This is a genomic window from Pseudomonas asiatica (assembly GCF_040214835.1).
Lineage (GTDB): Bacteria > Pseudomonadota > Gammaproteobacteria > Pseudomonadales > Pseudomonadaceae > Aquipseudomonas > Aquipseudomonas putida_Z.
Genome location: NZ_CP157874.1, coordinates 1,998,598 through 2,015,286, shown reverse-complemented (window position 1 = coordinate 2,015,286; position 16,689 = coordinate 1,998,598). Strand labels below are relative to the sequence as shown.

11 protein-coding genes are annotated in these 16,689 nt (G+C 64.2%); 5 read left to right on the top strand and 6 right to left on the bottom strand.

What is annotated here, in order from left to right; all coding sequences use genetic code 11:
• Positions 1-278: 278 nt before the first annotated feature.
• Entirely contained in the window at positions 279-2,888 is a 2,610-nt protein-coding gene (gene acnB, locus ABNP31_RS09110) for a bifunctional aconitate hydratase 2/2-methylisocitrate dehydratase (protein ID WP_350013408.1), read from the top strand.
• A 176-nt stretch (positions 2,889-3,064) separates the two neighbouring features.
• Here acnB and prpD read toward each other — a convergent pair whose 3' ends face one another.
• From prpD to ABNP31_RS09080, 6 genes are all read right to left on the bottom strand, one after another.
• Positions 3,065-4,549, bottom strand: coding sequence for a 2-methylcitrate dehydratase (prpD, locus tag ABNP31_RS09105; protein ID WP_350013217.1), 1,485 nt, complete (start codon positions 4,547-4,549; stop codon positions 3,065-3,067).
• Between the two features lie 154 nt (positions 4,550-4,703).
• Positions 4,704-5,894 carry a 2-methylaconitate cis-trans isomerase PrpF gene (gene prpF / locus ABNP31_RS09100; RefSeq protein ID WP_075044545.1) on the bottom strand — a complete coding sequence of 397 codons (1,191 nt, stop codon included), beginning with the start codon at positions 5,892-5,894 and terminating at the stop codon, positions 4,704-4,706.
• Positions 5,895-6,029: 135 nt separating this feature from the next.
• Complete coding sequence (acnD, locus tag ABNP31_RS09095) at positions 6,030-8,618, bottom strand: Fe/S-dependent 2-methylisocitrate dehydratase AcnD (protein ID WP_025338440.1); 2,589 nt, start codon at positions 8,616-8,618, stop codon at positions 6,030-6,032.
• A 169-nt stretch (positions 8,619-8,787) separates the two neighbouring features.
• A complete protein-coding gene (gene prpC / locus ABNP31_RS09090; protein ID WP_238067519.1) occupies positions 8,788-9,915 on the bottom strand; it encodes a bifunctional 2-methylcitrate synthase/citrate synthase in 1,128 nt (375 codons plus the stop codon).
• Positions 9,916-10,094: 179 nt separating this feature from the next.
• Positions 10,095-10,985, bottom strand: coding sequence for a methylisocitrate lyase (gene prpB / locus ABNP31_RS09085; RefSeq protein WP_003259689.1), 891 nt, complete (start codon positions 10,983-10,985; stop codon positions 10,095-10,097).
• The gene (locus ABNP31_RS09080) at positions 10,982-11,698 is read right to left on the bottom strand and encodes a GntR family transcriptional regulator (protein ID WP_025338439.1); all 717 of its coding nucleotides are present in this window, start codon (positions 11,696-11,698) and stop codon (positions 10,982-10,984) included. Before ABNP31_RS09080 ends, prpB begins: the two co-directional genes overlap by 4 nt.
• A gap of 329 nt (positions 11,699-12,027) precedes the next feature.
• Between ABNP31_RS09080 and ABNP31_RS09075 the strand changes: the two genes are divergently transcribed.
• The 4 genes from ABNP31_RS09075 to pabB all read left to right on the top strand — a co-directional run bounded on the left by ABNP31_RS09075 (position 12,028) and on the right by pabB (position 16,628).
• The gene (locus tag ABNP31_RS09075) at positions 12,028-12,564 is read left to right on the top strand and encodes an ATP-dependent zinc protease family protein (RefSeq protein WP_016485910.1); all 537 of its coding nucleotides are present in this window, start codon (positions 12,028-12,030) and stop codon (positions 12,562-12,564) included.
• Positions 12,565-12,569: 5 nt separating this feature from the next.
• A complete protein-coding gene (locus tag ABNP31_RS09070; RefSeq protein ID WP_025338437.1) occupies positions 12,570-14,105 on the top strand; it encodes an inactive transglutaminase family protein in 1,536 nt (511 codons plus the stop codon).
• On the top strand, positions 14,105-15,085 hold the full coding sequence (locus ABNP31_RS09065; RefSeq protein ID WP_025338436.1) for an alpha-L-glutamate ligase-like protein: 981 nt from the start codon (positions 14,105-14,107) through the stop codon (positions 15,083-15,085). Before ABNP31_RS09070 ends, ABNP31_RS09065 begins: the two co-directional genes overlap by 1 nt.
• Before the next feature lie 199 nt (positions 15,086-15,284).
• Positions 15,285-16,628 (top strand): aminodeoxychorismate synthase component I, encoded by a 1,344-nt coding sequence (pabB, locus tag ABNP31_RS09060; protein ID WP_238067518.1) that lies wholly within the window; start codon positions 15,285-15,287, stop codon positions 16,626-16,628.
• Positions 16,629-16,689 lie beyond the last annotated feature (61 nt).

The following is a 16,689-nucleotide window of genomic DNA, read 5'->3' as shown; positions in this document are numbered from 1 at the left end:
CAAAGGCAACAATGTCCGTTGGAAGCTGTTTTCAAAGCGTCACGAGCACAGTTCATCCGGTAGAACGGCGTTGGCCCGGGCCATGCATCCCTCGCATGCCCGTGCCAGCCCTCATCAGCTCCCCGTTCTGCAGGCGTAAAACTTTGAAAGCAGCTTCTGTAAGGATTCTTTGCGACTCTGGCTGGGCGGCCCACAAAGCCGTGGCAGCGCATGGGTGCATTGAATGCTGGATGAGCGTCCCGGACCCCCTTTAGGGACCACTGATGAGGGAAATAACTGTGCTTGAAGCCTACCGCAAACACATCGAAGAGCGTGCCGCCCTGGGTATCGTGCCCCAGCCGCTGAACGCCGAACAAACTGCAGGCCTGGTCGAGCTGCTGAAAAACCCGCCGGCCGGCGAAGAAGCCTTCCTCGTAGACCTGATCACCAACCGCGTACCGCCAGGGGTCGACGAAGCTGCCTACGTCAAGGCCGCTTTCCTCTCCGCCGTCGCCAAGGGCGAAGCCAAGTCGCCTCTGATCGACCGCAAGCACGCCACCGAACTGCTGGGCACCATGCAGGGCGGCTACAACATCGAAACGCTGGTCGCACTGCTGGATGACGCCGAACTGGGCGCCGTCGCGGCCGAACAGCTCAAGCACACCCTGCTGATGTTCGATGCCTTCCACGATGTGGCCGAAAAAGCCAAGGCCGGCAACGTTCACGCCAAGGCCGTGCTGGAATCCTGGGCTGCCGGCGAGTGGTTCACCTCGCGTCCGGCCATCGCCGACAAGTACACCCTGACCGTGTTCAAGGTGCCTGGCGAAACCAACACCGACGACCTGTCCCCTGCTCCGGACGCCTGGTCGCGCCCTGACATCCCGCTGCACGCCCTGGCCATGCTGAAAATGGCCCGTGACGGCATCGAGCCGCAGCAGCCTGGTTCGGTCGGCCCGCTGGCCCAGATCGAAGCCGTCAAGGCCAAGGGTTACCCGGTTGCCTACGTCGGTGACGTGGTCGGTACCGGTTCCTCGCGTAAATCCGCCACCAACTCGGTGCTGTGGTTCTTCGGCGACGACATCCCGTACGTGCCGAACAAGCGCGCCGGTGGCTTCTGCTTCGGCACCAAGATCGCCCCGATCTTCTACAACACCATGGAAGACGCCGGCGCCCTGCCGATCGAATTCGACTGCACCAACCTGGGCATGGGCGACGTGATCGACGTTTACCCGTTCAAGGGCGAAGTGCGCCGTCACGGCAGCGACGAACTGGTCACCAAATTCGAGCTGAAAACCGAAGTGCTGCTGGATGAAGTCCGCGCTGGCGGCCGTATCCCGCTGATCGTCGGCCGTGGCCTGACCGAAAAAGCCCGTGCCGAACTGGGCCTGGGTGCTTCCGACCTGTTCAAGAAGCCGGAGCAGCCTGCCGATTCGGGCAAGGGCTTCACCCTGGCACAGAAAATGGTCGGCCGTGCCTGCGGCCTGCCAGAAGGCCAGGGCGTGCGCCCAGGTGCCTACTGCGAGCCGAAGATGACCACCGTCGGTTCCCAGGACACCACTGGCCCGATGACCCGCGACGAGCTGAAAGACCTGGCGTGCCTGGGCTTCTCCGCTGACCTGGTGATGCAGTCGTTCTGCCACACCGCGGCCTATCCGAAGCCGATCGACGTCACCACCCACCACACCCTGCCAGACTTCATCCGCACCCGTGGCGGCGTGTCGCTGCGCCCGGGCGACGGCATCATCCACAGCTGGCTGAACCGCATGCTGATGCCTGACACCGTGGGTACCGGTGGCGACTCGCACACCCGCTTCCCGATCGGCATCTCGTTCCCGGCAGGTTCCGGCCTGGTGGCCTTCGCCGCCGCCACCGGCGTCATGCCGCTGGACATGCCAGAGTCGATCCTGGTGCGCTTCAAGGGCAAACTGCAGCCAGGCATCACCCTGCGTGACCTGGTTCATGCCATCCCTTACTACGCCATCCAGAAGGGCCTGCTGACCGTCGAGAAGAAAGGCAAGAAAAACGCCTTCTCCGGCCGCATCCTCGAGATCGAAGGCCTGAACGATCTGACCGTCGAGCAAGCCTTCGAGCTGTCCGACGCCTCGGCCGAGCGTTCCGCTGCCGGTTGCACCATCAAGCTGCCAGAAAAGGCCATCGCCGAGTACCTGCAGTCCAACATCACCCTGCTGCGCTGGATGATCGGCGAAGGCTACGGCGATGCCCGCACCCTGGAGCGCCGCGCCCAGGCCATGGAAGCCTGGCTGGCCAAGCCTGAGCTGCTGTCGGCCGACGCCGATGCAGAATACGCCGAAATCATCGAAATCGACCTGGCCGACGTGAAAGAGCCTGTGCTCTGCGCGCCGAACGACCCGGACGATGCCCGCCTGCTGTCTTCGGTACAGGGCGAGAAGATCGACGAAGTGTTCATCGGTTCGTGCATGACCAACATCGGCCACTTCCGCGCTGCCGGCAAGCTGCTGGACAAGGTCAAGGGCGGTATCCCGACCCGTCTGTGGCTGGCTCCGCCAACCAAGATGGACGCTCACCAGCTGACCGAAGAAGGCTACTACGGCATCTACGGCAAGGCTGGCGCGCGCATGGAAATGCCAGGCTGCTCGCTGTGCATGGGTAACCAGGCACGTGTGCAGACCGGTTCGACCGTGGTCTCCACCTCGACCCGTAACTTCCCGAACCGTCTGGGCGACGCCACCAACGTGTACCTGGCATCGGCCGAGCTGGCTGCTGTCGCTTCGATCATCGGCAAGCTGCCGACCGTCGAAGAGTACATGCAGTACGCGAAGGACATCGACAGCATGGCTGCCGACGTTTACCGCTACCTGAGCTTCGACCAGATCGCCGAGTTCCGCGAAGCGGCAGCCAACGCCAAGATCCCGGTAGTTCAGGCGTAAGCTGAGTTGTAAGATGTAAAGGAAAGCCCCGGCAGAAATGCCGGGGCTTTCTTGTTTCAACCTGTACCGGCCTCTTCGCGGCTAAAGCCGCTCCCACAGGGACCCCACAGTTGTCGACGGCTGCGCAGGACCTTGTGGGAGCGGCTTTAGCCGCGAAGAGGCCAGCACAGGCAACCTCAGATCACGAGCAGGTCGACAAACCTGTGCACCGCCATCTGTTCCAGCTTCTGCTGGTCCTTGCACACCTCAAGAATCTCCCCACACCGCTGCCGCGCAAAGCGCGTGGCCAGGTTGTCCCTGAACTTGGCCTCCAGCAACGGTATGCCCTCCCCTCGCCGCCGGCGATGCCCGATCGGGTATTCCACCACCACCTGCTCGGTACTGCTGCCATCCTTGAAGAACACCTGCAGCGCGTTGGCGATCGAGCGCTTGTCCGGCTCCAGGTACTCACGGCTGAAGCGCGGGTCTTCCACCACCTCCATCTTCTCGCGCAGGCGGTCGATGCTTGGGTGGTTGGCATGGAAGGTGTCTTCGTAATGCTCGGCCACCAGATGACCGAAAATCAGCGGCACCGCCACCATGTACTGCAGGCAGTGGTCGCGGTCGGCGGCGTTGGCCAGCGGGCCGCTCTTGGAAATGATGCGGATCGCCGACTCCTGGGTGGTAATGACGATACGGTCGACTTCGTGCAGGCGGTTACGCACCAGTGGATGCAGGGTTACCGCTGCCTCGCAGGCGGTCTGGGCGTGGAACTCGGCAGGGAAACTGACCTTGAACAGCACGTTTTCCATCACGTAGCTACCCAGGGCTTGCGGCAGGCGCAGCTCTTGCTGCTCGGACGGCTTGAGCGCCAGGTCCTTGTTGGTGTGGCTGAACAGCACATCGTAGAAGCCCCACTGCGGCGCGGTGAGCACGCCAGGCACGCCCATCTCGCCACGCAGGGCAATGTCGGCCAGGCGCACACCACGGCTGGAAGCATCCCCGGCGGCCCACGATTTGCGCGAACCAGCGTTGGGCGCATGGCGGTAGGTACGCAGCGCCTGGCCATCGACGAATGCGTGGGACAAGGCGCTCAGCATCTGCTCACGGTTGGCCCCCATCAGCCTGGCGCACACGGCGGTGGAGGCTACCTTGACCAGAATCACATGGTCGAGGCCAACGCGGTTGAAGGCGTTTTCCAGCGCCATCACGCCCTGAATCTCGTGAGCCATGACCATGGCTTCGAGCACATCGCGCATCAGCAGCGGTGCCTCACCTGCGGCCACGTGCTTCTGCGACAGGTGATCGGCAACGGCCAGGATTCCGCCAAGGTTATCCGAGGGGTGGGCCCATTCGGCGGCCAGCCAGGTATCGTTGTAGTCCAGCCAGCGCACCGTGCAGCCGATGTCCCAGGCAGCCTTGACCGGGTCGAGGCGGTAGGCGGTGCCGGGCACGCGGGCGCCGTTGGGCACCACGGTGCCTTCAACCTGGGGGCCTAGCAACTTGGTGCATTCGGGGAAGCGCAGGGCCAGCAGGCCGCAGCCGAGGGTATCCATCAGGCAGTTGCGCGCGGTGTCCAGGGCTTCGGCGGATTCGACCCGGTACGTAAGGGCGTAATCGGCAAGGGTTTGCAGCACCCGGTCGTAGTCCGGGCGGGCGTTGAGGTCTACGTTGGCGCTCATATCCAGCTCCCTTCAGAATTGCCGGGGCTGCTTTGCAGCCCTTCGCGACACAAGGCCGCTCCTACAGGTACCGCGCAAACCGTGTAGGAGCGGGCTTGCCCGCGAAGGGGCGCAAAGCGGCCCCAACGAACTAAAGCCGAGCGCCAGTGGTGCGTTAGAAGCTATCGCCAGGCACGCGAACCCAGCCCTCCATCAGCACGCGAGCACTGCGGCTCATGATTGCCTTGGTCACTGTCCATTCACCATTCACCTGGCGCGCCTCGGCCCCCACCCGCAGGGTGCCCGAGGGGTGGCCGAAACGCACGGCGCTGCGCTCGCCCCCGCCTGCGGCGAGGTTGACCAGCGTGCCCGGAATGGCCGCCGCGGTGCCGATGGCCACCGCGGCCGTCCCCATCATTGCATGGTGCAGCTTGCCCATCGACAAGGCCCGTACCAGCAGGTCGATATCACCCGCCTGCACCGCTTTGCCACTGGACGCAGTGTAGGTGCTCGGCGGCGCGACGAAAGCCACTTTCGGCGTGTGCTGACGCCCGGCAGCCTGGTCGACGTTGTCGATCAGACCCATGCGCACGGCGCCATAGGCGCGAATCGTCTCGAAGCGCAGCAGCGCCTGCGGGTCGCCGTTGATGGCGTCCTGCAGTTCGGTGCCGGTGTAGCCGATATCCGCCGCATTGACGAAGATCGTCGGGATGCCGGCATTGATCAGGGTCGCCTTGAACGTACCGACACCCGGCACCTCGAGGTCATCGACCAGGTTGCCGGTGGGGAACATCGCCCCGCCGTCGCCATCTTCGTCGGCCGCCGGGTCGAGGAACTCCAGCTGCACCTCGGCGGCCGGGAAGGTCACCCCGTCCAGCTCGAAGTCGCCGGTTTCCTGCACTTCACCTTCGGTGATCGGCACATGGGCGATGATGGTCTTGCCGATGTTGGCCTGCCAGATGCGCACGGTGGCGATACCGTTGCGCGGAATGCGCGCCGGATCGACCAGGCCGCTGCTGATGGCGAACGAACCGACCGCGGCAGAAAGGTTGCCGCAATTGCCGCTCCAGTCGACGAAGGCCTTGTCGATGCTGACCTGGCCGAACAGGTAGTCGACATCGTGTTCAGGCTTGATGCTTTGCGACAGGATCACGGTCTTGCTGGTGCTCGAAGTGGCGCCGCCCATGCCGTCGATCTGCTTGCCATAGGGGTCGGGGCTGCCGATCACCCGCAGCAGCAGTGCATCACGGGCAGGGCCGGGGATCTGCGCCTGCTCGGGCAGGTCTTGCAGGCGGAAGAACACGCCTTTGCTGGTGCCGCCACGGATGTAGGTGGCAGGGATTTTTACTTGCGGTACATGAGCCATGTTCAATTCCTGTCTTGCACAGCACCCCTGTGGGAGCGGGTTCACCCGCGAAAGCGTCCGATCAGAAAACAATGTTGTATCTGCTGACGCATTCGCGGGTAAACCCGCTCCCACAGAGGACCGCGCTGCTCTTGATTAGGCGGTCGCTTCGAGGAAGTCCTGGGCGAAGCGTTGCAGCACCCCGCCAGCCTCGTAGATCGACACCTCCTCGGCGGTGTCCAGGCGGCAGGTCACCGGTACCTCCAGGCGCTCGCCGTTGGCGCGGGTAACCACCAGGGTCAGCGTCGCCCGCGGCGTGCGCGCGCCCAGTACGTCATAGGTCTCGCTGCCATCCAGGCCGAGGGTCTTGCGGTCGGTGCCCGGCTTGAACTCCAGCGGCAGTACGCCCATGCCCACCAGGTTGGTACGGTGAATACGCTCGAAGCCTTCGGCGACGATCGCCTCGACACCGGCCAGGCGCACACCCTTGGCCGCCCAGTCACGGGACGAACCCTGGCCGTAGTCGGCACCGGCGACGATGATCAGCGGCTGCTTGCGATCCATGTAGGTCTCGATCGCCTCCCACATGCGGGTGACCTTGCCTTCCGGCTCGATACGCGCCAGCGAGCCCTGCTTCACGCTGCCGTCTTCCTTGCGCACCATTTCGTTGAACAGCTTGGGGTTGGCAAAGGTAGCGCGCTGGGCAGTCAGGTGGTCGCCACGGTGGGTAGCGTAGGAGTTGAAGTCCTCCTCCGGCAGGCCCATCTTCGCCAGGTACTCGCCGGCAGCGCTGTCGAGCATGATGGCGTTGGACGGCGACAGGTGGTCGGTGGTGATGTTGTCCGGCAGCACTGCCAGCGGGCGCATGCCGCGCAGGGTACGTTCACCGGCCAAGGCACCTTCCCAGTACGGCGGGCGGCGGATGTAGGTGCTCATCGGGCGCCAGTCGTACAGCGGCGCCACCTTCGGCCCACGGTCTTCCTCGATGGCGAACATCGGGATGTACACTTTGCGGAACTGCTCCGGCTTGACCGCGGCACGCACCACGGCGTCGATTTCTTCGTCGCTGGGCCAGATGTCCTTGAGGCGGATTTCCTTGCCGTCGACCACACCCAGCACATCCTTCTCGATGTCGAAGCGGATGGTACCGGCGATGGCGTAGGCCACCACCAGTGGCGGCGAGGCGAGGAAGGCCTGCTTGGCATACGGGTGGATACGCCCGTCGAAGTTGCGGTTGCCCGACAGCACGGCGGTGGCGTAAAGGTCACGGTCGATGATTTCTTGCTGGATCACAGGGTCCAGGGCGCCGGACATGCCGTTGCAGGTGGTGCAGGCGAAGGCGACGATGCCAAAGCCGAGCTGCTCAAGCTCCTTCTCCAGCCCGGCTTCTTCCAGGTACAGCTGCACGGCCTTGGAACCAGGCGCCAGCGACGACTTGACCCACGGCTTGCGGGCCAGCCCCAGTTTGTTGGCATTGCGCGCCAGCAGGCCTGCGGCAATCACGTTGCGCGGGTTGCTGGTGTTGGTGCAGCTGGTGATGGCAGCAATGATCACCGCGCCATCTGGCATCTGCCCTGGCACTTCTTCCCAGCTGCCAGCGATGCCTTTGGCCGCCAGGTCGCTGGTGGCGACGCGGGCATGCGGGTTGGACGGGCCGGCCATGTTGCGCACCACGCTCGACAGGTCGAAGCTCAGCGTGCGCTCGTAGACTGCACCGCCCAGGCTGTCGGCCCACAGGCCGGTGGCCTTGGCATAGGTTTCCACCAGCTTGACCTGTTGCTCTTCGCGACCGGTCAGGCGCAGGTAGTCGATGGTCTGCTGGTCGATGGCGAACATCGCCGCAGTGGCGCCATATTCCGGGGCCATGTTGGAAATGGTGGCGCGGTCGCCCAGGGTCAGGGCACGTGCACCCTCGCCGTGGAACTCCAGGTAGGCGCCGACGACTTTCTGCTTGCGCAGGAATTCGGTCAGGGCCAGCACCAGGTCGGTGGCGGTGATGTTCGGCGCCAGCTTGCCGGTCAGCTCGACGCCGACGATTTCCGGCAGGCGCATCCACGAGGCACGGCCGAGCATCACGTTCTCGGCTTCCAGGCCACCCACGCCGATGGCGATCACGCCCAGGGCGTCGACATGCGGCGTGTGGCTGTCGGTGCCGACGCAGGTGTCCGGGTAGGCCACGCCACGGTCGTTGTGGATCACCGGCGACATCTTCTCCAGGTTGATCTGGTGCATGATGCCGTTGCCCGGCTGGATCACGTCGACGTTCTTGAACGCCTTCTTGGTCCAGTTGATGAAGTGGAAGCGGTCTTCGTTGCGGCGGTCTTCGATGGCGCGGTTCTTTTCGAAGGCCTGCGGGTCAAAACCGCCGCACTCGACGGCCAGCGAGTGGTCGACGATCAGTTGCACCGGCACCACAGGGTTGACCTGGGCCGGGTCGCCGCCTTTGTCGGCAATGGCGTCACGCAGGCCGGCGAGGTCGACCAGTGCGGTCTGGCCGAGAATGTCGTGGCACACCACGCGCGCCGGGAACCACGGGAAGTCGAGGTCGCGCTTGCGCTCGATCAGCTGGCCCAGCGAGGCGTCGAGGGTGGCAGGGTCGCAGCGGCGCACCAGGTTTTCGGCGAGTACGCGAGAGGTGTAAGGCAGGCCATCGTAGGCGCCGGGCTTGATGGCCTCGACCGCCGCGCGGGCATCGAAGTAGTCCAGGTCGGTGCCTGGCAGGTGCTTGCGGAATGCAGTGTTCATATCGTTATCAGGCTCGGTCACGGTATTCGGGGGCAGGTGCGGCTCAGGACTTGGGGGCGCTACGCGCCCCTTTCGCGACACAAGGCCGCTCCCACAGGTACTGCGCCGTCCCTGTGGGAGCGGCCTTGTGTCGCGAAAGGGCTGCGCAGCAGCCCCAGCGATCTATGACTCAGCGCTGCTCGATCGGCACGAACTGGCGCTGCTCGACGCCGACATACTCGGCGCTCGGGCGGATGATGCGGTTGTTGGCGCGCTGTTCGAAGACGTGCGCCGCCCAGCCGGTCAGGCGCGAGCAGACGAAGATCGGGGTGAACAGCTTGGTCGGGATACCCATGAAGTGGTACGCCGAGGCATGGTAGAAGTCCGCGTTGGGGAACAGGCGCTTCTGCTCCCACATGGTCTTGTCGATGGCTTCGGAAACCGGGTACAGCACCTTGTCACCCACTTCGTCGGCGAGCTGTTTCGACCAGCCCTTGATCACCTCGTTGCGCGGGTCGGACTCTTTGTAGATGGCATGGCCAAAGCCCATGATCTTGTCCTTGCGCTCGAGCATGCGCAGCAGCTCGGCAGTGGCTTCCTGCGGGCTCTGGAAGCGCTCGATCAGCTCCATCGCCGCCTCGTTGGCACCGCCATGCAGCGGGCCGCGCAGCGAACCGATAGCAGCGGTTACGCAGGAGTACAGGTCGGAGAGGGTCGAGGCACAGACGCGGGCGGTGAAGGTCGAGGCGTTGAACTCGTGCTCGGCGTAGAGGATCAGCGACACGTTCATGACCTTGACGTGCAGCTCGCTCGGCTTCTTGCCGTGCAGCAGGTGCAGGAAGTGGCCACCGAGGGTGTCTTCGTCGCTGGTGCAGTCGATACGCACGCCGTCGTGGGTGAAGCGGTACCAGTAGCACATCACCGCCGGGAACAGCGCCAGCAGGCGGTCGGTCTTGTCACGCTGGGCCTCGAAGGTCAGTTCGGGCTCCAGGGTACCCAGCACCGAGCAACCTGTGCGCATCACGTCCATCGGGTGGGCATCACGCGGGATGCGCTCGAGCACTTCCTTCAGGGCTTGCGGCAGGTCACGCAGGCCCTTGAGCTTGCGCTTGTAGTCGACCAGTTCGGCTTTGCTCGGCAGCTCGCCGTACAGCAGCAGGTAGGCGACTTCTTCGAACTCGGCACCAGCGGCCAGGTCACGCACGTCGTAACCACGGTAGGTCAGCCCGGCACCGGCCTGGCCCACGGTCGACAGCGCGGTCTGGCCGGCCACCTGGCCGCGCAGGCCTGCGCCACTGAGTACTTTTGCTTCGGCCATGGTGTTTCTCCTTTCTTGAACTTGTTATGGAAATCTGGCTAATCGTTGAAACCTGGGCCGGCCCCTTCGCGGGTAAACCCGCTCCTACAGGGTTCCACAGGCATCGAGCATCACGCCGTACTTGTGGGAGCGGGTTCACCCGCGAAGAGGCCAGCCGCTCCAACGCAAATCTTTGACCTTCAGCCCTTCTTCTGGGCAAACAGCGCATCGAGGCTCTGCTCGAAGGCGTGGTAACCAATGGCATCGTAGAGCTCCATGCGGGTCTGCATGGTGTCGATCACGTTCTTCTGCGTGCCGTCGCGGCGCAGCGCGGTGTACACGTTTTCGGCCGCCTTGTTCATGGCGCGGAACGCCGACAGCGGGTACAGCACCAGCGACACGTCGACCGAGGCCAGCTCTTCGGTGGTGTACAGCGGCGTGGCGCCGAATTCGGTGATGTTGGCCAGGATCGGTGCCTTCACCCGGTCGGCGAAGGTCTTGTACATCTGCAGTTCGGTGATGGCTTCCGGGAAGATCATGTCGGCACCGGCCTCGACGCAGGCGGCGGCGCGGTCCAGGGCGGCGTTCAGGCCCTCGACGGCCAGGGCATCGGTACGCGCCATGATCACGAAGCTGTCATCGGTACGGGCATCGACTGCGGCCTTGATGCGGTCGACCATTTCCTGCTGGCTGACGATTTCCTTGTTCGGGCGGTGGCCGCAGCGCTTGGCGCCGACCTGGTCCTCGATATGGATGGCGGCAGCGCCGAACTTGCTCATCGAGCGCACGGTACGGGCAACGTTGAAGGCAGAGGCGCCGAAGCCGGTGTCGACATCCACCAGCAGCGGCAGGTCGCACACGTCGGTGATGCGGCGCACGTCGGTGAGTACATCGTCCAGGCCGCTGATGCCCAGGTCCGGCAGGCCCAGCGAACCGGCGGCGACGCCGCCACCGGACAGGTAGATGGCCTTGAAGCCGGCGCGCTTGGCCAGCAGGGCATGGTTGGCGTTGATGGCGCCAACCACCTGCAGCGGATGTTCAGCGGCAACGGCGTCGCGGAAACGCTGACCGGGGGTGCTCTTCACAGTCATTTCTCACCTCGTGGGCTGTTGTTGTGGGCGTCCAGGTAGTGACGCTCGATATTGCGCTTGGACGCGCCGATGTGGCGGCGCATCAGGAGTTCGGCCAGCTCGCCGTCACGGTCGGCGATGGCATCGAGAATGCGGTGGTGTTCGGCAAAGGCCTGGCGTGGCCGGTTCGGCGTGGCGGAAAACTGGATGCGGTACATGCGCACCAGCTGGTAGAGCTCGCCGCAGAGCATCTTGACCAGAGTCTGGTTACCGCTGCCCTGGATGATCCGGTAATGGAAGTCGTAGTCGCCTTCCTGCTGGTAATAGCCCAGGCCGGCCTGGAACGCGGCATCGCGCTCGTGGGTGTCGAGCACCCGGCGCAGTTCGTCGATGTCGGCCTGGCTCATGCGTTCGGCGGCAAGGCGGCAGGCCATGCCTTCCAGCGATTCGCGAATTTCGTACAGCTCGATCAGTTCGGCGTGGTTGAGCGACACCACCCGCGCCCCCACATGCGGCACGCGCACCAGCAGGCGCTGGCCTTCGAGGCGGTGGATGGCCTCGCGCAGCGGCCCGCGGCTGATGCCGTAGGTACGCGCCAGCTCCGGCTCGGAAATCTTGCTGCCGGGGGCGATATCGCCCTTGACGATGGCCGCCTGGATGCGCCGGAAGACGTTTTCGGACAAGGTTTCCGTTTCGTCTGCCAGCACCGGGCTGGGGGTGGATAGGTCCTGCATATTGTCGACACCTTGCAAATCTCTTTGCCAGAAATTAGCTAATTCGACCGCAGCAGTCAAAGACAAAATGAATATTGTCGACAATCGTCTAAGAACGAACTAATGCCAGCGCGGTGCTGTCAGATCGCGCACCGCTGGCGTCAAGGCGCCGGCGTGATAGAATGCCGCGCCTCCGATGGAGTATGGATAGCCTGTCTGTCATCCATTCATGCTGTTGACAGATGAACGAGGAAGCTTGCGCAGTCGCTGCCAGTCGCCTTGCCCTGAACACGGCTCTGAACATGGCTTTGAAAACAGCCCCGAACCTTGCACTGCACCGCGCCAGGAATATGAGACTTACACCCGTATTATTGCTGCTCTGCCTCACCCTGCTGCCGGCCCTTGGCCAGGCCGCAGGCAAGACCGTGTACGGTCTCAACGAATATGCACGCCTGGGCGACCTGGACCTGGAAGTGGCCGCCAAGCTCGACACCGGCGCCAAGACCGCGTCGCTCAGCGCCCGCGACATCAAGCGTTTCAAGCGCAACGGCGAAAGCTGGGTGCGCTTCTACCTGGCCATCGACGCCGCCCATTCGCACCCCATCGAACGCCCGCTGGCACGCGTAAGCAAGATCAAGCGCCGGGCCGGCGACTATGATGCTGAATCGGGCAAGGCCTATACCGCGCGCCCGGTCATCGAACTTGAAATCTGCATGGGCCAGGCCATGCGCACCATCGAAGTCAATCTCACCGACCGCAGCGCCTTCCAGTTCCCGCTGCTGATCGGCTCCGAGGCGCTCAAGCACTTCGACGCGCTGGTCGACCCAAGCCTTAAATACGCGGCCGGCAAACCTGCCTGTGCCACCGACGCTCCCAAAGCAGAGTAATCCCGATGCGCTCTCTTACCCTCCATCTGAAAGTCCTGATCACCGTGCTGGTGCTGTTGGGCGTGGCGGTCACGGCTTATCAGATCTTCGTACTCGGCATCCCGGTAACCGAGGATGAAACCGACGACCTGTGGAACATCGACGCCAAGGTCGAGTTCGTGGCCAGCACCAAGGACCCGGTCAAGGTGCAGATGTTCGTGCCACCACTGAACCGCGACTACGTCAGCCTCAACGAGAGCTTCATCTCCAACAACTACGGGGTGAGCGTCAACCGTGCCGACGGCAACCGCAAGGTCACCTGGTCGGCCCGCCGCGCCAGCGGCAACCAGACCCTCTACTACCGCCTGGTGCTGACCAAGCGCTACAGCAACGAGAAGACCACGGTCAAAGGCCCGACCTTCCGTGACAGCCTGGCAGTGGAAGGCCCCGAGAAGATCGCCGCCGAGGCCCTGATGGCGCCGATCCGCCAGCACTCGGCCGACGTCGAGACCTTCGTCAGCGAGACCATCAAGCGGGTCAACAACCTGAACGACGATAACGTCAAGCTGCTGCTGGCCGGCGACACCACGGCCATGAAGAAGGCCCAGGTCATCGACCTGCTGCTGTCGATCGCCCACGTACCGATGGAGAAGGTGCACACCATCCGCCTGGTGGCCGACACCCCGCAAACCCCGGAACTGTGGCTGCGCAGCTTCAACGGCACCGACTGGCTGTACTTCAACCCGGACACCGGCGAGCAGGGCCTGCCCAGCGATCGCCTGCTGTGGTGGACCGGTGACGACAACCTGATCACTGTCGATGGCGGCAAGAAGGCCAACGTTACCTTCAGCATGAACAACAGCGAGATGAACGCCATCCGCCTGGCCAAGCTGACCGACGAGAATACCGACGCCGACTTCCTCGAATATTCGCTGTACGGCCTGCCGCTGCAGACCCAGCAAACCTTCATGATCATGGTGATGATCCCGATCGGTGTGCTGGTGATCCTGGTGCTGCGCAACCTGGTCGGCCTGCAGACCCTGGGTACCTTCACCCCGGTACTGATCGCCCTGGCCTTCCGCGAGACCCAGCTTGGCTTCGGTATCGTGCTGTTCACGGTAATCACCGCCCTGGGCCTGTCGCTGCGCTCGTACCTGGAACACCTGAAGTTGCAGATGCTGCCACGCCTGTCGGTGGTACTGACCTTCGTCGTGGTACTGATTGCCGCCATCAGCCTGTTCAGCCACAAGCTGGGCCTGGAGCGCGGGCTGTCGGTAGCGCTGTTCCCGATGGTGATCCTGACCATGACCATCGAGCGCCTGTCCATCACCTGGGAAGAGCGTGGCGGCGGCCATGCCATGAAAGTGGCCATCGGCACCCTGTTCGCCGCTTCCCTGGCGCACCTGTTGATGATGGTGCCGGAGCTGGTGTACTTCGTGTTCACCTTCCCGGCCGTGCTGCTGATCCTGGTGGGCTTCATGCTGGCGATGGGTCGCTACCGCGGCTACCGCCTGACCGAGCTCGTGCGCTTCAAGGCATTCCTGAAGAAGGCTGACGCCTGATGTTTGGCCTGATCAAGACGTGGAAAGCCCTGGAGGCCCGGGGCATCATGGGTATCAACCGGCGCAACGCGGACTACGTGTTGAAGTACAACAAGCGCCACCTGTACCCGATCGTCGACGACAAGATCATCACCAAGGAGCGCGCCCTGGCGGCCGGCATCCATGTGCCGGAAATGTACGGCATCATCGAGACCGAGAAAGAGATCGAGAAGCTCCACCAGATCATTGGTGGGCGCAGCGATTTCGTCATCAAGCCGGCGCAGGGCGCCGGTGGTGACGGCATCCTGGTGATCGCCGACCGCTTCGAGGACCGCTACCGCACGGTGTCCGGCAAGATCATCAGCCACGAGGAAATCGAGCACCAGATCTCGAGCATCCTCACCGGCCTGTACTCGCTGGGCGGGCACCGCGACCGTGCGCTTATCGAGTACCGGGTCACCCCCGACCAGATCTTCAAGAGCATCAGCTACGAAGGCGTGCCGGACATCCGCATCATCGTGCTGATGGGCTACCCGGTGATGGCCATGCTGCGCCTGCCGACCCGCCAGTCCGGCGGCAAGGCCAACCTGCACCAGGGCGCCATCGGCGTGGGTGTCGACCTGGCCACCGGCGTGACCCTGCGCGGCACCTGGTTGAACAACATCATCAGCAAGCACCCGGACACCACCAACGCGGTGGATGGCGTGCAACTGCCGAACTGGGACGGCTTCATGAAGCTGGCCGCCGGCTGCTACGAGCTGTGTGGCCTGGGCTACATCGGTGTCGACATGGTGCTGGACCAGGACAAGGGGCCGCTGATTCTCGAGCTCAACGCCCGCCCCGGCCTGAACATCCAGATCGCCAACGACTGCGGCCTGACCCAGCGCACCCACGCCATCGAGGCGCACCTGGAAGCGCTGGCCAAGGATGGCATCAGCGAAGATGCCGAACAGCGCGTGCGGGTATCGCAAGGCTTGTTCGGGCACGTGCACCCGCGCTGAAATCGCCGGGGCTGCTGCGCAGCCCATCGCGACACAAGGCCGCTCCTGCAGGATCACGCGATCTCCTGTAGGAGCGGCCTTGTGTCGCAACAGGGCCGCAAGGGCGAAACCCAGTGCTTGAATGTCGCCACAAAGCTAGGCGCATTTCCTGCACAGGTCTACAATCGCCCTCCTCGCTTTTACATCGCCGTCCACACTGATGCCGACCTGTACGCTCCACCCCCTGCCCTACCAGCCCGACCCTGCCGCCTATTTCGCCCGCCTGCGCCAGGCCCCCGGTGCGATCCTGCTGGACAGCGCCCGCCCCGGCGCCGAACGCGGGCGCTTCGACCTGCTCAGCGCCTGGCCGCTGCAACACCTGCAAGCGCAGCCCGACGAAGATGGCCGCACCTTCCTCCAGCGCCTGCGCGCCGGCCTGGCACGACTGGGCCATGCGCAGTTGCCCGCAGGCAGCGAGCTGCCGTTCGCTGGCGGCCTGATCGGCTACCTGAGCTATGACTTCGGCCGCCGCCTGGAACACCTGCCCAGCCTGGCCGTGGACGACCTTGGCCTGCCGGACGCGCAACTGGGGCTGTATGCCTGGGCGCTGGTGACCGACCACCAGTGCGCGACCAGCCAACTGGTGTTCCACCCGAGCCTGCCCGGCAGCGAACGGGAACGGTTGATCGCCCTGTTCGAAGGTGTCGACAACGCGGAAAGCGGCAGCTTCCAGCTACTCGCGCCGATGGCCGGCGACCTGCAGCCCGAGCAGTACAAGGCCGCCTTTGACCAGGTGCAGCACTACATCCAGGCCGGCGACTGCTACCAGATCAACCTTACCCAGCGCTTCCGCGCGCCCTGCCAGGGCGACCCGTGGCACGCTTACCAGGCCCTGCGCAAAGCCTGCCCCACCCCCTTCTCCGGCTACCAGCAACTGGCAGACGGCAGCGCCCTGCTGAGCTTTTCGCCCGAGCGCTTCATTCGCGTCAGCCAGCGCCAGGTGGAAACCCGGCCGATCAAGGGCACTCGCCCGCGCGCCAGCAACCCGGCTGAAGACATGCGCAATGCCGAGGAGCTGCTGCACAGCCCCAAGGATCGCTCGGAAAACCTGATGATCGTCGACCTGCTGCGCAACGACCTGGGGCGCACCTGCGAGATCGGCTCGGTGAAGGTGCCGGAATTGTTCAGCCTGGAGAGCTACCCCAACGTGCACCACCTGGTCAGCAGCATCACCGGCCAGCTGGCCAGCGATAAAGACGCCCTGGACCTGATCGGCGACAGCTTCCCGGGCGGCTCGATCACCGGTGCGCCGAAGATCCGCGCCATGCAGATCATCGACGAACTGGAGCCGGCACGCCGGGCGCTGTACTGCGGCTCACTGCTCTACGTGGATGTGCGCGGCGAGATGGACAGCTCTATTGCCATTCGCAGCCTGCTGGTCAAGGGTGGACAGGTCAGCTGCTGGGGCGGCGGCGCGGTGGTGGCCGACTCCGAGTGGCAAGCCGAATATGAAGAGTCGATTGCCAAGGTGCGGGTGTTGATGGAGACCTTGCAAGGCTTGTGATCGGCGGCGCCTGCTTCGCGGGCGCCACCGACTCCAAGCCCGCCTACCCCGCCATTTTTTG